Annotated in this window: 17 protein-coding genes; 14 read left to right on the top strand and 3 right to left on the bottom strand. The window is 69.7% G+C overall.

The annotated features are described in order from the left end of the window. Positions 1-55: 55 nt before the first annotated feature. Positions 56-547, bottom strand: coding sequence for a transcription elongation factor GreA (gene greA / locus DYE07_RS13930; RefSeq protein WP_006944071.1), 492 nt, complete (start codon positions 545-547; stop codon positions 56-58). A gap of 208 nt (positions 548-755) precedes the next feature. Further along, positions 756-1,145 carry a DUF4307 domain-containing protein gene (locus tag DYE07_RS13925; RefSeq protein WP_006944133.1) on the bottom strand — a complete coding sequence of 130 codons (390 nt, stop codon included), beginning with the start codon at positions 1,143-1,145 and terminating at the stop codon, positions 756-758. A gap of 80 nt (positions 1,146-1,225) precedes the next feature. Here DYE07_RS13925 and mca point away from each other — a divergent pair, with 80 nt between their 5' ends. The 5 genes from mca to DYE07_RS13900 all read left to right on the top strand — a co-directional run bounded on the left by mca (position 1,226) and on the right by DYE07_RS13900 (position 5,412). After that, positions 1,226-2,167, top strand: a complete 942-nt coding sequence (mca, locus tag DYE07_RS13920; protein ID WP_051806090.1) for a mycothiol conjugate amidase Mca — start codon at positions 1,226-1,228, stop codon at positions 2,165-2,167. Beyond that, positions 2,167-2,379 carry a hypothetical protein gene (locus DYE07_RS13915; protein ID WP_006944099.1) on the top strand — a complete coding sequence of 71 codons (213 nt, stop codon included), beginning with the start codon at positions 2,167-2,169 and terminating at the stop codon, positions 2,377-2,379. Before mca ends, DYE07_RS13915 begins: the two co-directional genes overlap by 1 nt. Before the next feature lie 77 nt (positions 2,380-2,456). Beyond that, positions 2,457-3,221 carry an isoprenyl transferase gene (locus DYE07_RS13910; RefSeq protein WP_006944141.1) on the top strand — a complete coding sequence of 255 codons (765 nt, stop codon included), beginning with the start codon at positions 2,457-2,459 and terminating at the stop codon, positions 3,219-3,221. A 162-nt stretch (positions 3,222-3,383) separates the two neighbouring features. Further along, entirely contained in the window at positions 3,384-4,796 is a 1,413-nt protein-coding gene (phoH2, locus tag DYE07_RS13905) for an RNA 5'-3' helicase PhoH2 (protein WP_115297328.1), read from the top strand. A gap of 199 nt (positions 4,797-4,995) precedes the next feature. Continuing rightward, positions 4,996-5,412, top strand: a complete 417-nt coding sequence (locus DYE07_RS13900) for a hypothetical protein (protein ID WP_115297327.1) — start codon at positions 4,996-4,998, stop codon at positions 5,410-5,412. Between the two features lie 150 nt (positions 5,413-5,562). Here the strand turns inward: DYE07_RS13900 and coaA are convergent, their stop codons facing one another. Beyond that, positions 5,563-6,525 (bottom strand): type I pantothenate kinase, encoded by a 963-nt coding sequence (coaA, locus tag DYE07_RS13895; RefSeq protein WP_006944139.1) that lies wholly within the window; start codon positions 6,523-6,525, stop codon positions 5,563-5,565. A gap of 89 nt (positions 6,526-6,614) precedes the next feature. On the opposite strand from coaA, the gene glmS reads away from it, so the two are divergent. The 9 genes from glmS (at position 6,615) to DYE07_RS13850 (ending at position 17,279) form a co-directional block, all read left to right on the top strand. Continuing rightward, complete coding sequence (glmS, locus tag DYE07_RS13890; protein ID WP_038569134.1) at positions 6,615-8,468, top strand: glutamine--fructose-6-phosphate transaminase (isomerizing); 1,854 nt, start codon at positions 6,615-6,617, stop codon at positions 8,466-8,468. 158 nt (positions 8,469-8,626) lie between these two features. After that, positions 8,627-8,977, top strand: a complete 351-nt coding sequence (locus DYE07_RS13885; RefSeq protein ID WP_038569133.1) for a holo-ACP synthase — start codon at positions 8,627-8,629, stop codon at positions 8,975-8,977. 2 nt (positions 8,978-8,979) lie between these two features. Continuing rightward, positions 8,980-10,686, top strand: coding sequence for a bifunctional ADP-dependent NAD(P)H-hydrate dehydratase/NAD(P)H-hydrate epimerase (locus tag DYE07_RS13880; RefSeq protein WP_237723759.1), 1,707 nt, complete (start codon positions 8,980-8,982; stop codon positions 10,684-10,686). Positions 10,687-10,977: 291 nt separating this feature from the next. Continuing rightward, positions 10,978-12,180, top strand: a complete 1,203-nt coding sequence (gene alr, locus DYE07_RS13875) for an alanine racemase (protein WP_062257879.1) — start codon at positions 10,978-10,980, stop codon at positions 12,178-12,180. After that, a complete protein-coding gene (gene tsaE / locus DYE07_RS13870) occupies positions 12,177-12,665 on the top strand; it encodes a tRNA (adenosine(37)-N6)-threonylcarbamoyltransferase complex ATPase subunit type 1 TsaE (RefSeq protein ID WP_074046161.1) in 489 nt (162 codons plus the stop codon). Before alr ends, tsaE begins: the two co-directional genes overlap by 4 nt. 255 nt (positions 12,666-12,920) lie before the next feature. Beyond that, positions 12,921-13,661: a tRNA (adenosine(37)-N6)-threonylcarbamoyltransferase complex dimerization subunit type 1 TsaB gene (tsaB, locus tag DYE07_RS13865; protein ID WP_202775006.1), complete on the top strand. Its 741-nt coding sequence runs from the start codon at positions 12,921-12,923 to the stop codon at positions 13,659-13,661. A 62-nt stretch (positions 13,662-13,723) separates the two neighbouring features. Continuing rightward, a complete protein-coding gene (rimI, locus tag DYE07_RS13860; protein ID WP_237723758.1) occupies positions 13,724-14,383 on the top strand; it encodes a ribosomal protein S18-alanine N-acetyltransferase in 660 nt (219 codons plus the stop codon). Beyond that, complete coding sequence (gene tsaD, locus DYE07_RS13855) at positions 14,380-15,438, top strand: tRNA (adenosine(37)-N6)-threonylcarbamoyltransferase complex transferase subunit TsaD (protein WP_115297325.1); 1,059 nt, start codon at positions 14,380-14,382, stop codon at positions 15,436-15,438. The genes rimI and tsaD overlap by 4 nt, the downstream gene beginning before the upstream one ends. Further along, entirely contained in the window at positions 15,435-17,279 is a 1,845-nt protein-coding gene (locus tag DYE07_RS13850; RefSeq protein WP_115297324.1) for a glycoside hydrolase family 3 protein, read from the top strand. Before tsaD ends, DYE07_RS13850 begins: the two co-directional genes overlap by 4 nt. The last annotated feature ends 60 nt before the right edge of the window (positions 17,280-17,339 follow it).

The raw sequence follows: 17,339 nt of genomic DNA, 5'->3' as shown, positions 1-17,339 counted from the left end.
GAAGAGGGCAACCCCACCACGGGGCTGCCCTCTTCGTGTCGTGCCGAACGATGCGTCAGCCGGCGTACGGCTTCGCGTCGACGATCTTGACCTCGATCGTCTTGCCGTTCGGGGCGTCGTAGGAGGTCTCCTCGCCGACCTTCTTGCCCATGATCGCCTCACCGAGCGGCGACTGCTCGGAGTAGACGTCGATGTCGGCGTCCCCGGCGATCTCACGGCTGCCGAGCAGGAACGTCTCGGTGTCACCGAACATCTCGACGGTGACGACCATGCCGGAGTCGACGATGCCGTTGTCCTTCGGTGCCTCCCCGACGACGGCGTCGCGCAGCAGCGACTCGAGCTGGCGGATGCGGGCCTCCATCTTGCCCTGCTCCTCCTTGGCGGCGTGGTAGCCACCGTTCTCCTTGAGGTCGCCCTCCTCGCGCGCGGCTTCGATGCGCTTCGCGATGTCGGAACGGCCCTCTCCCTTGAGGTGCTCGAGTTCCGCCGAGAGACGGTCGTATGCGTCCTGCGTCAGGAAGCTGGAGGAGGTGGTGGTCTCGCTCACGGTCTTCTCCTTGCTGTGCTTTCGGGTCTCGCACGGTCTCCCGCACGAAAGAACAAGGCCAAGACGCTGCGGTGTCCGCCGGCGGCGGTGCGCGTCTCAGCCCAGGTGAAACCACCATTCTAGCGCCATGGCGCGAGAACGCACGTCGTCGACGGCTCTTGCGCGCGTCGTCAGCGGGAGAGTGTGCCGCGGCATCGACGCCGCGACGTCACTCGGCCTGAGCCTTCTCGCCCGTGTAGTGACACTCCTTGACGGTGCCCGAGACGGCGCGCGACGTGGTGCGCACGACGTCGGTGTACGTCGTCGAGTCGTAGGGGCTCGGCTTGAGCGAGACCGACTTCGAACCGAGGACGTCGCGGCGGTCATTGAGCGCGATGAGCGTGCAGGTCACCGGCTTGTCCTTGTCGCTGGGGATGACGTCCCAGCTCACCTGGATGCGATCGTCGGAGAGCACCTTGAAGCCGTGTTGGTTCGCGGTGACCGTGTTCGACGTCCACTGGATGCCGAACCAGATGCAGAACGCCGTCATGAGGACCACGCCGAGCGTGCCGATGATCCACCACTTGCGTTGTTCGGCCCGTGGGCGTTCGAGGGGCACTCGCTCTCCTTTGTCACAATGGGTGCTTCGCGGGTTCGCCTGCGGAGCAGTTCAACAGGTCTCACGATACGAGGTGTCAGGTGGCAGGCGGATTCCGGCTCATGGCGGTGCACGCGCACCCCGACGACGAATCGAGCAAGGGCGCAGCGACGATGGCGCGCTACCTCGCCGAGGGGGACGACGTCACCGTCGTCACCTGCACCGGCGGCGAACGTGGTGACGTGCTCAACCCGCGCCTCGTCGACGACCCGCAGGTCAAGAGTGACCTCGTCGCGCTGCGTCGCGCGGAGATGGCGAAGGCGCGCGAGGTCGTCGGCTTCGAGCACGTCTGGCTGGGCTTCGTCGATTCGGGTCTGCCCGAGGGGGACCCGCTGCCGCCGCTGCCCGACGGTTGCTTCGCGCTGGAGCCGCTCGACATCACCGTCGAGGCGCTCGTGCGGGTCATCCGCGAGCGCCGCCCCCACGTCGTCACGACGTACGACGAGAACGGCGGTTACCCGCACCCGGACCACATCATGACGCACGTCGTGACGATCGCCGCCGTCCGCGCGGCGGGCGATCCGGACGCCTACCCGCACGCCGGTGCGCCGTGGCAGCCGCTCAAGGTCTACTACGACCGCACCTTCACCCGCGCGAAGCTGAGCGCCTACCACGAGGCCCTCGTGAAGGACGGGCGCGATTCGCCGTACCCCGAATGGCTGGAGCGCCGCAGCGACCGGCCCGAGGGGCGCGTCACGACGCGGGTGCGCTGCGACGAGTGGTTCGACGTGCGCTCGCGCGCGTTGCTCGCCCACGCGACGCAGATCGACCCCGACGGCATGTTCTTCGCGCTCGACGCGCGCGAGCAGGGCGAGGCGTGGCCGACAGAGGAATGGGACCTCGCACTGAGCGCGGTGCCGCTCACCCCGGACGAGGACGACCTGTTCGCCGGGCTCGGATCACCCGAGCAGGCGGATGCACTCGCGACGAGCGGCGCTGTCACAATGGTGATCGACGACGTCGTCGAACGGAAGGAACACTGATGGGCGGCAACGAATCCGTCGAGGTCACCGCAGGCATCTGGGGTTTTCTCGTGCTCTTCGGCCTGGCGCTCGCGTGCTGGTTCCTGTTCCGTTCGATGAACACGCACCTGCGCAAGATGACGTTCACCGAGCGCGAGCAGAGCGTCGGCGCACGCGAGGCAGACTCCGCGCCGCGCGGGGACGACGACCCGATCGGCAGCGCACAGCACTGATCGTCGCGGCGCCGGGGCAGGCCACCTGCTCCGGCGTTGCTATCGTCAACCCAGCGCCACACCACGAGGAGGCAGCCATGCGCGGACCGGGCGACGTGCTGTACACCGCCTACGAGCGCCAACTCGTCAAGGGCCTGCCTCCTGAGCGTCTCCCGCGTCACGTCGGCCTCATGCTCGACGGAAACCGTCGCTGGGCGAAGAAGAGGGGCGCGAACACCGCGCACGGTCACAAGGCGGGCGCCGACAACATCGAACCGTTGCTCACGTGGTGCGAGGAGCTCGGCATCGAGGTCGTGACGCTGTGGTTGCTGTCGACCGACAACCTCAAGCGCAGCGAGACCGAGCTCGCGCCACTGCTCGCCATCATCGAGGACGTCGTCGACGAACTCTCCGCAGCCGGCAACCGCCGGTTCAACCTCGTCGGCGCCCTCGGGCTGCTGCCGGAGGCGACGCGCACCCGGCTGGAGAACGCCGTCAGCGCGACGCAGGACGGCGACGGAATGGTCGTCAACATCGCCGTCGGGTACGGCGGGCGTCAGGAGATCGTCGACGCTTTCCGCGCCATCCTGCTCGACGCGGCCGAGCGCGGTGAGGACATGACGCAGCTCGCGCAGCGTCTGACGATCGACAGCGTTGGCGACTACCTCTACACGAAGGGCCAGCCCGACCCGGATCTCGTCATCCGCACCTCGGGGGAGCAGCGCCTCGGCGGCTTCCTGCTGTGGCAGTCGGCGCACAGCGAGTTCTACTTCTGCGAAGCGTTCTGGCCCGACTTCCGTCGCGTCGACTTCCTGCGCGCGCTGCGCGCCTACGCCGAACGCGAGCGTCGTTTCGGGTCGTGACGCGTCGCTGCGGCGGCCATTCACGTGAAGTTCATGCAGGCTTCTCAGGCTGGCCGCCGACCTGCGGTGGCGCCGCCGTTAGCGTCGAGGACGAGGGGTGCACGACGGCTCCTCGCGGGCGCCCGGCCGGCGCGTTCGCACCCGTGACCCGAGGAATCGACGATGACCCTGGCGGACACCCTCACGACGGAGGGCGCCGCGGGCGCGCTCACCTCGACCACCCAGCTCGAATCGGGCCTCAGGCCCGGAACCGATGACGGCGCGACGACGAACGCCGCCGTCGCCCAGCGCGTCAAGACGTACGTGCTCGACACGTCCGTGCTGTTGTCCGACCCGCGCGCGTTCACCCGGTTCGCCGAGCACCACGTCGTGCTCCCAGTCGTCGTCGTCACCGAGCTCGAGGCCAAGCGTCATCACCCCGAGCTCGGCTACTATGCGCGTGAGTGCCTGCGCCTGCTCGACGACCTGCGCGTGCGTCACGGCCGCCTCGACCACCCCGTCCCGATCGGTGATGGCGGCACGCTGCGCGTCGAACTCAACCACACCGACCCCGCCGCCCTGCCCGCGGGTTTCCGACTCGGTGACAACGACTCGCGCATCCTCGCGGTCGCCGCCAACTTCGCGGCCGAGGGCCACGACGTGACGGTGGTGAGCAAGGACCTGCCGATGCGCATCAAGGCGTCCGCAACCGGGCTGTCGGCCGATGAGTACCGCGCCGACGGGGTGCCCGACTCGGGGTGGACGGGCATCGTCGAACGCAGCGTCGACGCGAGTGAGATCGACACCCTGTACGCGACGGGGCGCGTCACGCTCGACGGCCTCGAGGATCTGCCCGTCAACACCGGCGTCATCCTGAGCGCCGACGGCGAGGCGTCCGGTTCGGCGCTCGGGCGCGTCATGCCGGGAAACGTGGTGAAGATCGTGCGCGGCGACCGCGACCTGTTCGGGTTGTACGGCCGCTCCGCCGAGCAGCGCATCGCCATCGACCTGTTGAGCGACCTCGACGTCGGCATCGTCAGCCTCGGCGGGAAGGCCGGCACCGGCAAGAGCGCGCTCGCGCTGTGCGCGGGCCTCGAGGCGGTCATGGAGCGTCGCGCGCACCGCAAGGTGATCGTCTTCCGCCCGCTGTACGCCGTCGGCGGCCAGGAGCTCGGGTACTTGCCGGGCAGTGAGAACGACAAGATGGGCCCGTGGGCTCAGGCGGTGTTCGACACGCTCGGCGCCGTCGTGAGCAAGGAGGTCGTCGACGAGATCATCGCGCGCGACCTGCTCGAGGTGCTGCCACTGACGCACATCCGTGGGCGTTCGCTGCACGACGCGTTCGTCATCGTCGACGAGGCGCAGTCGTTGGAGCGCAACGTGCTGCTGACGGTGCTGTCGCGCATGGGCCAGAACTCGCGCGTCGTGCTGACGCATGACGTCGCGCAGCGCGACAACCTGCGGGTGGGGCGCCATGACGGCATCGCCGCGGTCGTCGAGAAGCTTAAGGGGCACGCACTGTTCGGGCACGTGACGTTGACGCGGTCGGAACGCAGCCCCATCGCGGCGCTCGTGACGTCGGTGCTCGCGAACTGACGGCCGGCGCGTGGGCTGATCGTGTCGCCGACGCGTGGGGCCTGACGGGGTCTGGCCGCGGGCACGCGGCGTCCGATGTGAGCCGGTGGCAGCGGTGTCGGTGTGGCGCGCGCGCAGTGGGCTCGTGACTGGGTAGCGTGTGCTTCGACGATCCGCCGCGGGGAGGTGGCGGGTCACCGATCGTGAGGAAGGCTCGACCGTGCGTCTCGTCCAGAACAAGCTCTTCGGGATCGCGTACTGGGTTGTCGCGTTCGTCGCGACGGTCTTCGCTGCGGTCAGTGCCGGGAAGGCGTCGTCGGGTGCGGCACCGGAGTTCGGGGAGAGCAAGCGCACCGGCGTCGGCTCGCAGTTCCTGTTCGGCGCGGGGGGTGGCTTGCTCGCGGGTCTCGCGGTGGCGGCGCTGTTCGCCGTCGTCTGGATGGCGTTGTGGGCGGCGGATCGCCGTCGTCACCCGGATGAGGAGTCGCGCGACGACTTCGACACTCTCGACGATCTGGATGACGACTTCGACGCGGCCGAGCGCCGCCACGGGGCCTTCGACCAGGACGACGAGGTCTTCGAGCGCGACGACGTCCGCGACCGTTTCGATTCCGACGAGCGCGCCCGCACCCACTGACCCGTCAGGGGTGCAGGACCGCCTTGCCCGCAGACCATCAGCTTGACGGCCGCATCGGTACGCGCCGGTGCAGGTGCGCGAGTTGCTCTGACGTCCCGCTCGCCGACCGCTCGTTGCGCAGGCAACCTTGCGTGATGGCGACGAGGGACATCACAGCTTCCTCAGTTTGACGCTGTCGACGGCGTGGTTGCTGCTCTTGCGCAGGATGGCGGTGGCGCGGCCGCGGGTGGGTTGGACGTTGTCGATGAGGTTGGGCAGGTTGATGCTCTCCCAGATGCGGGTGGCGAGGGTGACGGCTTCGTCGTCGTCGAGTCGGGCGTAGCGGTGGAAGTAGGAGTCGGGGTCGGCGAACGCAGTTTCGCGTAGGCGCAGGAACCGGTTGATGTACCACTCGCGGATGTCGGTTTCGCGGGCGTCGACGTAGACGCTGAAGTCGAAGAAGTCGCTGACGGTGAGCGTCGAGCGGGTGGGTTGCCCGGGCGTCGAGACAGGTGGTTGCAGGACGTTGAGGCCTTCGACGATGAGGATGTCGGGTTGGCGCACGACGATCTTCTCGTCCGGCACGATGTCGTAGACGAGGTGGCTGTAGACGGGCGCTTCGACTTCCGCCTTGCCGCCCTTGACCTCGGCGACGAAGCGGACGAGGGCGCGTCGGTCGTAGCTCTCGGGGAAGCCTTTGCGGTCCATGATGCCGCGGCGTTCGAGTTCGGCGTTGGGGTAGAGGAAGCCGTCGGTGGTGATGAGTTCGACGCGGGGCGTGTCGGGCCAGCGCGCGAGCAGTTCTTGCAGGACGCGGGCGGTCGTCGACTTGCCGACGGCGACGGAGCCGGCGACGCCGATGATGAAGGGCGTCTTGGCGGGGCGTTCCTGGAGGAAGTCCGTCGTCGTGCGGTGCAGGTTCTGCGTCGCGGCGGCGTAGAAGTTGAGCAGGCGCGACAGGGGAAGGTAGACGTCCTCGACCTCGGCGAGGTCGATGCGTTCGCCGAGCCCGGCGAGGCGGCGCACGTCGTCGCTCGTCAGGTCGATGGGGTGGGTGTCGCGCAGGCGGGCCCAGTCGGCTCGGGTGAGTTCGACGTAGGGGCTCGGCAGCGGCGGGTGGTGGGCGCGGGTCACGGTGTCATTGTGCCAAGTCCGTGCGGGGACGGGTTCGTGAACGTTCGGGGATTCGTGGGCGGCGCGCGCGTGCCGGTAGTCTGAATCGCATGTGTGGAATCGTTGGATACGTCGGCTCGAAGGTCGACGAGCGCGCTGAGGCCGTCGTGATGGAGGGCCTCGCCCGCCTCGAGTACCGCGGCTACGACTCGGCCGGCATCGCCCTGGTGACGGGCGATCACGTCTCGACGGCGAAGAAGGCCGGCAAGCTGGCCAACCTGCGCGCCGAGCTGGAGAACCACCCGCTTCCCGCGAGTGCGACCGGCATCGGTCACACGCGCTGGGCGACGCACGGTGGCCCGACGGACGCGAACGCCCACCCGCACCGTGGCGGCACGGACGGCAAGCTGGCGCTCATCCACAACGGCATCATCGAGAACTTCCACCCGCTGCGCGCGCAGCTGCTCGAGGACGGCGTCGAGTTCGCGTCCGAGACGGACACCGAGGTCGTCGCGCACCTTCTCGCGAAGGCGTACGCGGGCGATCTGAAGGCCGCGATGCTCGAGGTCGTCAACCGTCTCGAGGGCGCGTTCACGCTCCTCGCCGTGCACGCCGACAGCCCGAACCAGGTCGTCGCGGCGCGCCGCAACTCGCCGCTCGTCATCGGGCTCGGTGAGGGCGAGAACTTCCTCGGCTCCGACGTCGCCGCCTTCATCGGGTACACCAAGGAGGCAATGGAGGTCGACCAGGACCAGGTCGTCGTCATCACCCCCGAGGCCGTCGAGGTGTGCAACTTCGACGGTTCCGCGGCGCAGGGCAAGACGTTCCACGTCGACTGGGACGCGGCGTCCGCCGAGAAGGGCGGCTACGACACGTTCATGGAGAAGGAGATCTTCGACCAGCCGGACGCGGTGCGCGACACGCTGCTCGGCCGTACGGACGAGGCGGGGCGCCTGACGCTCGACGAGATCCGCATCTCCGAAGAGGACCTCAAGGCCATCGACCGCATCACGATCGTCGCGTGTGGCACGGCCGCGTACGCGGGCATGGTCGCCAAGTACGCGATCGAGCACTGGACGCGCATCCCGGTCGAGGTGTCGCTCGCGCACGAGTTCCGCTACTGCGACCCGATCGTCTCCGAGCGCACGCTGGTCGTGTCGATCTCGCAGTCGGGCGAGACGATGGACACGCTCATGGCCGTCAAGCACGCCAAGGAGCTCGGCGCCCGCACGCTGTCGATCTGCAACACGCACGGCGCGACGATTCCGCGCGAGTCCGACGCCGTGCTCTACACGCACGCCGGCCCGGAGATCGCGGTCGCCTCGACGAAGGCGTTCCTCGCGCAGATCACGGCCTGCTACATCCTCGGCCTCTACCTCGCGCAGCTGCGCGGCGGCACGTACGCCGACGACGCGGCCAAGGTCATGGGTGAGCTGCAGGAGATGCCGGCCAAGATCGAGGAGGTGCTCGGCCACCTCGAGCGCACCCGCGAGATCGCCCGCTTCATGGCCGACACCCGCTCGGTGCTGTTCCTCGGCCGCAACGTCGGCTACCCGATCGCGATGGAGGGTGCGCTCAAGCTCAAGGAGCTCGCCTACATCCACGCCGAGGGCTTCGCCGCCGGTGAGCTCAAGCACGGCCCGATCGCGCTGATCGACGCCGGGCAGCCGGTGTTCATCGTGGTGCCCGGACCCGACACGCCGCACGGTCTGCACGGCAAGGTCGTCTCCAACATCCAGGAGATCCGTGCGCGCGGCGCACGTACGCTCGTCATCGCGGAGGAGGGCGACGAAGCCGTCGTGCCGTTCGCGGACGAGGTCATCCGCATCCCGAAGTCGGCTCCGCTGCTCGCACCGCTGCTCGCCATCGTGCCGCTGCAGGTGTTCTCCCTCGAACTGTCGACGGCCAAGGGCCTCGACGTCGACCAGCCGCGCAACCTGGCCAAGAGCGTCACCGTGGAGTGACGCGCGCCGACGCCGACGGGGCGCTCCCACCACCATGTGGGGGCGCCCCGTCGTATGCCGGCGACCTGCGTCGCGAGGCCCGGTCGCCCCGTTCGTCAACGACGGCGCCGTGTTGCTCGGGGGCTCGGTCTCGAGGCGACAAGTGATTGACTGAACTCATGATCGTGGGAGTGGGCATCGACGTCGTCGAGATCGACCGGTTCGCCGAGACACTGGAAAGCTCGCCCGGAATGCGTGAGCGCTTGTTCACACCGCTGGAGCGTGATCTGCACGTGCGCTCGCTCGCGGCCCGGTTCGCGGCGAAGGAGGCGTTGAGCAAGGCGCTCGGCGCGCCGCCCGGGATGAGCTGGCAGGACGCGGAGGTCGACACCAACGCGCAGGGGCAACCGTTCCTGCGCACGGGTGGGACGGTCGCCTCCCGCATGGACGACCTCGGTGTCGACGCTCTGCACCTCTCGCTGACTCACGACGGTGGCATCGCGTCGGCCGTCGTCATCGCGGAGGCATGACGATGAGTTGCACTACGGGTCACGGCAGCTGGGGCGACGGTGGCTTCGCGTCGGCCGTCGGGCGAGGAGGCATGACGATGGAGAACGACATCGAGTACGTCGGGCGGCTCGACGGTGACGACCTGCTGCGGACGGCGTCGGTGACGTGGGTTCGTGAGGCGGAGAAGGCGAGCGGCGAGCTGCTGACGAGCGGCACGCTCATGCAGCGCGCTGCCGCTGCGGTGGCGCGCGTCGTCGCCGATGAGGTGCGCAGGCTGCGCGCTGACCGCGTCGTCGTGCTCGTCGGGCCTGGGAACAACGGCGGTGACGCGCTGTTCGCTGCCCGTGACCTCGCGCGCGACTTCGAAGTGCGTGCCGACGTCGTGCTCGTCGCCGGCAGAGCGCACGAGGAGGGTCTCGCCGCGGTGCGCGACGCGGGTCTCGACGTCATCGAGCACCCGCAGGGGCCGCACAGCGAGTGCGGTGGCGAACACTGCGACGGGCCACGCTCGCTGCAGACCATCACGGCCGCGGACCTCGTCGTCGACGGCATTCTGGGCATCGGCGCGCGCGCCTCGCGGGGCTCGAGCGGCTCGCATGGCGAGGACGACTCGGACGCGGCGCCGTGGGCATCTGCCGTACGGGCGATCGGGCGCGAGACGCACGTCGTCGCCGTCGACTGCCCGACACCTGGCATCACGGCTGACCGCACGGTGACGTTCGGAGCACTCAAGACGTCGATGCTGCTCGACCCACGCGCGGCGGGTGAGGTGGTAGTCGTCGACATCGGGCTCGCCGAGCTCGACGGTCTGAGCACCGATGCGCTGCGATGGAGCGTGCAGCAGTACGCGGGACGCTGGCCGATTCCTGGACCGCACGACCACAAGTACACGCGCGGCGTCGTCGGCATGGCGACGGGCAGCAACGCGTTTCCCGGTGCGGCGGTACTCGGGACGGTGGCGGCCGCGACGGCCGGCGCCGGCATGGTGCGGTACGTGGGGCCGTCACGTCCGTCCGACCTCGTGCTCGCCGCCGTCCCCGAGGCCGTCCACGGCATGGGCCGGGTGCAGGCCTGGGTCGTTGGTTCCGGCATCGATGGCGTGAGCGAGCGCGAGAAGAACTCCGAACGCTACGAGAGCGCGATAGAGGTGCTCGGCGAGGCCGTTCCCGTCGTCATCGACGCCGGCGCGCTGACGTGGCTCGACGAGATCGAGCGGCCCGAGGGCAGCGTCACCGTCATCACGCCGCATGCGGGGGAACTCGCGTCAGCGCTGGCGTTGCTCGGCATCACCGACGACGGTGACGACGTGACGCGTGAGGCCGTCGAAGCCGACCCCGTGCGGTGGGCTCGTCGCACGGCCGACGGGACGGGATACGTCGTGCTGCTCAAGGGCGGCGCGACCGTCATCGCGCGTCCGGCGCAACGATCAGCCGATGGCATCGCGTACGACCGGGCTGTTTTCGTCGAGAACCGCTCGCCGAACTGGCTCGCGACGGCCGGGACGGGCGACGTCCTCGCGGGCATCGTCGGGGTGGCGCTCGCAGCGGGGATCGAGGCGTCGGCAGCATGCAGCGTCGCGACGTACATCCACGGGCGGGCGGCGCACCTGGCGAACCCCGGCGGCCCGGTGCGGGCGCTCGACGTCGCCTCGAACGTCGGACGCGCCATCGCCGAGCTCGTCGAGATCAAGACGAGATTCGACGACGACCTGCACGCCGGCCGCCTCTGACGTCCGTGCACCACCGCGTCCGCCCTGCGAACGGCGTCCGCCTCTGCAAGTTTCGTCCACATCCGCGATTCCTGTGCCCATTGGCGAACGGCGTCCCCCTTCGCGATTCCCGTCCCCATCGGCGATTCTTGTCCACATTCATGTGGTGACGGCGGCTGCAGGCGCACCTCGAACCTGGCATGGCAACGTCTGTTCAATGTGGACGAAAATCGCCGATTTGGACGGGAATCGCCGTTGGGGCGGGATCGGGGTGCTGAGTGCGGGCGGGGTGGGTGAGAAAATGGGCGCATCATGACTCACTCAGCCGCCCCAGCACTGCTCGGCAACGCGCCGGCGCGCGTCGTCGTCGATCTCGATGCCATCGCCGACAACGCCAACGAGATGACGCGTCGCGCCGAGGGCGCCTCCGTTCTCGGTGTCGTCAAGGGCGACGCGTACGGTCACGGTCTCGTGCCGAGCGCCCGCGCCGCCGTCAACGGGGGCGCGACGTGGCTCGGTGTCGCGCAGTTGGCTGAGGCGATGACGCTTCGTCGCGCGGCCGCCGAGGGCGCCGGCGACCTCGATGTTCCGGTGCTGTCGTGGCTGCACGCTCCCGGCTCACCGTTCGCCGATGCCATCGAGGCGCGCATCGATCTCGGGGCGCCGTCCGTCGGCGAACTCGACGGGATCGCTGCCGCGGCGCGCCGCGTCGGGCGTCGGGCGCGCGTGCACCTCAAGGTCGACACGGGCCTCGCCCGCAACGGCGCCTATGGGGACGACTGGCCGCGCCTCGTCGAGGCTGCGAAGGCTGCTCAGGCAACGGGTGACGTCGAGGTCGTCGGATTGATGACGCACTTCGTGCGCGCGGACGAACCCGGCCACCCCGAGAACACCGCCCAGATCGAACGGTTCACCTCCGCCGCAACCGACTGTGAAAGTGCCGGGTTCGAACTCGAGGTGCGGCACATGTCGAACTCGCCGGCGACGTTCTTCCTGCCAGAGGCGCGCTTCGACCTCGTCCGCCCCGGGCTCGCGCTCTACGGGCTCTCGCCCGCACCCGACCTCGCGACGAGCGAGGAGCTGACGCTGCGCCCCGCGATGTCGATCACCGCGAACGTCACGGTGACGAAGCGCGTACCGGCCGGGCAGGGCGTGAGTTACGGCCACACGTACACGACGCCGCGTGAGACGACGCTCGCCGACATCCCCGTCGGGTACGCAGACGGCGTGCCGCGCGCCGCGTCGAACGTCGGCCCGCTCCTGGTGGCGGGCGCGCGCACCACCATTGCCGGCCGCGTCTGCATGGACCAGATCGTCACCGACGCCGGGGACGCCGCCGTCGCGGCCGGCGATGAGGTCGTGCTGTTCGGACGCGCGTCCGACGGCACCCAGGGCCCGAGCGCCCAGGACTGGGCTGACGCCGCCGGCACGATCAGCTACGAGATCGTCACGCGCATGAGCACGCGGCTGCCGCGCGTCTATACGGGAAGCCTGGCGAAGGAGCTCGGACTGTGAATGACCTGGTGATTCGCGGCAGCAAGTACCTGCCCGACGCCGACGCGACGACCGCGTTCGGTGCGGCGCTCGCGGGTGTGCTGCGCGCGGGGGACGTCGTCGTCATGACGGGCGATCTCGGAGCAGGCAAGACGACGATGACGCGCGGCCTCGGTGCGGCACTGAACGTGCGGGGTGATGTCACGAGCCCGACGTTCGTCATCGCGCGTGAGCACCCGTCGCTGGGTGACGGGCCGGCCCTCGTCCACGTCGACGCCTACCGACTCGGCGGGTTCGGTGAACTCGACGACCTCGACCTCGACACGTTCGTCGACGACGCCGTCACCGTCGTCGAATGGGGCGCCGGGATGGCCGAGGGGCTGTCCGAGGACCGGATGCACCTCACGTTGACCGGGCTCGACGACCGCACCGTCACCGTCGAGACGGCCGGGCCGCGCTGGGCGGACATCGACCTCGTCGCGGCTCTGGGGCTCGTCGCCGACTGAGCATCGCAGCCAGCACCTGCATCGCTGCACGAGAAATGTGCATCTGCACGAGGAATGTCACGCACATTCGTCCTGCAGATGCACATTTCTCGTGCAGCGGTCGTGACCGTGCTGCAGTCGCAGCCGCAGCCTCGGGCAACGTGTGCGTTCCGCGTCGGCCGGTACCTCGCCCGGAGCTGCTCGACGTGAGCCCTCCGCGCCCAGCCGGCCGGCAGCTTCGTCAGGCGAGTTGCGTCCCGCCGATAAGCTGGACGGGTGCTTCTCGCGATCGATACGTCCACCTCCGCCGTCACGGCAGCCCTTCACGACGGGCGTGACGTCGTCGCCCGCACCTCGACGATCGACGCGCGGCGTCACACCGAGATCCTGGCACCCGCGATCGAGGCGATGTTCGCGGAAACCGACGTGGCGCCCGCGGACCTGTCGCGCGTCGCCGTCGGCGTCGGGCCGGGGCCGTTCACCGGGTTGCGCGTCGGCGTCATGACGGCGATGACGTTCGCGTACGCCCTCGACCTGCCCATCGGTGGCGTGTGCTCCCTCGACGCCCTCGCGCATCGTGCGCACACGCTCGGGATGCGCGGTCCGCTGCTCGTCGCGACGGACGCGCGCCGCAAGGAGATCTACTGGGCGCATTACGACCTCGACGGTGGGCCGATCGTCCCGGGCGACCCGGCCGTCGACAAGGCCGCCGCGGTCGCCGAACAGCTCGGTGACATTCCCGCCGTCGGTCGCGGTGCGAGGCTCTACGCCGACGTTCTCCATGACGCGACGCGGGCAGCCGCGGCCAGCGCTGTCGACACGTCCGGCGACGCGGCCCTGACGGGAGCAGGCGAGGCTGAGGTGCTGCTCGACGTCGACGCTGCCGACCTCGCGATCGTCGCGCACCAGCGCGTCATGGCGGGGGAGCGCCTGCTCGACACCGAACCTCTCTACCTGCGCCGCCCTGACGCCGTGCCCGCTGCTGCGGCACCCATCGCGCGCGTTCTCGGTCGATGAACAGCGTTGCACCGCAGGGTTTGTCGGCCATTCCTTCGAGCGATTCGTCAGTGGTCAGCCCCGTGGACCACACCGCGTCACCAGAGCCCGCTGCGCAGCCTGCCGCGGCGACGGCGAGTGCTGACGTCGCCCTGCGCCCCGCCACCTGGCGCGACATCGAGACCCTCGCGGCCCTCGATGCGCAGCTCTTCGAGCACGACGCGTGGCGCGAACGCACGTGGTGGGACGAGTTCGCCGCACGCCCGCGCCGTCAGTACGTCGTCGCAGTGGGCGCTGCTGTGCCGCAGCAGCGCGTCGTGGCTGACGGCACGGCGCACGCCCCAGAGGCCTCGCCGGACGACGCCGATGACCGCGAGCCAAGCGCACCGTCGATGCCGCGAAACGACGGCGCACCTCACGTCTCGGCGAATTGTCACCCAGAACACATCCTCGGCTACGCCGGGCTCGACGTGGCCGGCAGCACTGCCGACGTCATGACGATCGCCGTCACCCCCGAGGCGCGCGGCACAGGGCTGGGGCGTCGGCTGCTCGATCACCTCGTCACAGCCGCCACGCACGCGGGCGCCGAAGCCCTGCTGCTCGAGGTGCGCGCCGACAACGACCCTGCGCTGCGTCTCTACGAACGCGCCGGGTTCGATCGCCTCACCGTGCGCCGTCGCTACTACCAACCCGGTGACGTCGACGCCGTCATCATGCGCAAGCTCCTGAAGGAGACCCGATGAGCCTCACCGCCACCCGCGAACCCCTCGTCCTCGGCATCGAGAGTTCGTGCGACGAGACAGGCATCGGCCTCGTGCGCGGCACGACGCTGCTCGCCAACGAGGTTGCGAGTTCGATGGATCTGCACGCCCGCTTCGGTGGTGTCGTGCCCGAGATCGCGAGCCGCGCGCACCTCGAGGCGATGATCCCGTCGCTGAGTCGCGCCTGCGACACGGCGGGCGTCAAGCTCGCCGACGTCGACGCGATCGCCGTCACCGTCGGCCCAGGTCTCGCCGGTGCGCTCATGGTCGGTGTCGCGGCAGCGAAGGCCCTGTCGATCGCCCTCGACAAGCCGCTCTACGGCGTCAACCACCTCGCGGCGCACGTCGCCGTCGACATGCTCGAGCACGGCCCGCTGCCGGAACCGACGATGGGGCTGCTCGTCTCCGGCGGCCACACGAACCTGCTCTACGTGCCCGACATCGCGACGGACGTGCGCAGCCTCGGCAACACGATCGACGACGCGTGCGGCGAGGCGTTCGACAAGGTGGCGCGCGTACTCGGCCTGCCCTACCCGGGCGGCCCGGCGATCGACGAGGCGGCCAAGGACGGCGACCCGAAGGCCATCCTGTTCCCGCGTGGGTTGTCGACGAAGAAGGACCTCGAGAAGCACCGGTACGATTTCTCGTTCAGCGGCCTCAAGACGTCCGTCACCCGCTGGGTCGCGACGAAACAGGCTGCCGGGGAAGAGGTTCCGGTCGCCGATGTCGCCGCGTCCTTCCAGGAGGCCGTCGTCGACGTCATCACGAAGAAGGCCGTCATGGCTTGCCGCGACTACAAGTGCGACAACCTCATGGTCGGCGGCGGCGTCTCGGCCAACTCGCGGCTGCGCACGGTGCTCGAGCAGCGTTGCACGTCGGCGGGCATCTCGATCCGCGTGCCGAAACTGAGCCTGTGCACCGACAACGGCGCGATGGTCGCGACGCTCGGCGCGCACCTCGTCGCGAAGGGCATCGCACCGTCGACGCTCGCCGTGCCCGCCGACTCCTCCATGCCGATCGGACAGGTGATGGGATGACCCCGCGCACCCCCGCAACCACCCCTGTTACCGGCACGCCTGACGTCGCCCCCGCGGGCGTCGCCTTCGCCGCCGACCAGGCCCGACTCGCGCCCCGCCGACGCCGCGTCCGCCTGACGGTCGTCGCCGCCGCAACGTTGTCGATGACGCTCGCCTCGTGCAGTTCGTCGGACGACGGCAAGCCCGCGTCATCGTCCGGATCGTCGGCATCGTCGAAGGCGTCCGGTTCGGCCGGCGCATCGGCGCCGGCTGACGGAAATCGCGCCCAGGCCGACACGGGCCTGCCGACACAGGCAGAGCTCGACGCCGCTACGGGTGACGTCTCGAAGCTGACGACGAAGCAGCTCGCCGGGCAGGTCATCGTCGGGTACTACCAGGGCACGAGCCCGCAGGCGGCCGCCGATGCAGTGCGTCGCAATGGCCTCGGCGGGGTCATCATCATGGGCGACAACGTTCCGAGCAACCCCACGGCCGAGTCAGCGGGCTTGCCGGCCGTCACGAAAGCGGTGCAGGGCGCCGTCAAGGAGAGCGGACGCTCGTGGCCGGCCGTCATCGGCATCGATCAGGAGGGCGGTCCGGTCACCCGCATCACCTCCGGCGTCACCCCGCTGCCGGGTGCGATGGCCTACGGCGCCGCCGACGATGCGGCGCTCGCGACGCAGCTCGCCAAGGACGAAGGCCGGGAGCTGCGTTCGCTCGGCGTGACGATGAACTTCGCGCCCGACGCGGACGTCACTGTCGGCCCGAGCGACCCGACGATCGGCGTGCGCTCGCCGAGCAGCGACCCGCAGCGCGTCGCGCGAGCTGTCAACGCGCAGGTCGCCGGTTACCAGCAGGCCGGCATCGTGCCCGTCATCAAACACTTTCCGGGCCACGGCTCGGTGACGACGGACACGCATGTCGACTACGCCGTCCAGGCTCAGTCGGTCGAGCAGCTCATGAAGCGCGACTGGGTGCCGTTCGCCTCGGCGAGCAAGGCCGGCGTGCCGGCCATCATGACGGCGCACATCGTCGTCAAGGACGTCGACCCCATCGTGCCGAGCACACTCTCGCCGAAGGTGCTCACGGGCCAGTTGCGCGACAAGCTCGGGTTCAAGGGGCTCATCGTCACCGACGGCATGAACATGGGCGCGATCGTCAAGAAGTTCGATCGCGGCGGCGCTGCAGCGGTGTCGGCGCTCGAGGCCGGAGCCGATGTCGTGCTCATGCCCGCCGACGCGAGTGCGTCGGTGAGCGCGATCGAGAAGGCCGTCGCCTCAGGAGAACTGACGCGCCAGCGGCTCATCGAATCCGCAGCGCGCATCGTCGCGACGACGCGGCACCAGCACGTCAGTGCGCCCGACGCGTCGGTGCGCGGTTCCCATGACGACGACGCGCGCCGTCTCGCGAAGGCGTCGATCACCCAGCTCGGCGGGCGCTGCGGGCGTGACCTCGTCGGGAGCCGTGTGCGGGTCGAAGGGGGGACGGCGGAACATCGAGCGACGCTGACGAAGGAGCTGAAGGCCCGCGGCGTCGACGTCGGACTGCAGGGCACGCGGGTGAACCTGCTCGAAGGGGGCGTGTACAACGCCGGCGAATCGTCCGCCGGCGGGGGAGCGGAGGCGACGTCGCCCGGCACGTCAGGAGCGATCAAGGCCGGAAACAGCGGCGTGCAGATCGCCCTCGACACGCCCTACCCGCTCGCTCTGCGCGGCTCCGACACCGTCGGACTCGCGGCCTACGGTTCGACGCAGCCGACGTTCGCGGCGCTCGCGGACGTCCTGACCGGCAAGGCCAAGGCCGGCGGGACGCTGCCCGTCGCCGTCGGCAAGGACGGGGTGGGCTCTTCAGCCTGTCGATGAGCGTGCCGCCTTCCGGCGGACCGTCATGCCCCGTGCGTGCGCCCCACTGAGGGATCGAGC

Origin of the sequence: Dermacoccus nishinomiyaensis (assembly GCF_900447535.1) — a bacterium.
Classification (GTDB): domain Bacteria; phylum Actinomycetota; class Actinomycetes; order Actinomycetales; family Dermatophilaceae; genus Dermacoccus; species Dermacoccus nishinomiyaensis.
Note: the sequence above shows the minus strand (reverse complement) of the source record. Positions and strands in the feature narration are given on the sequence as shown.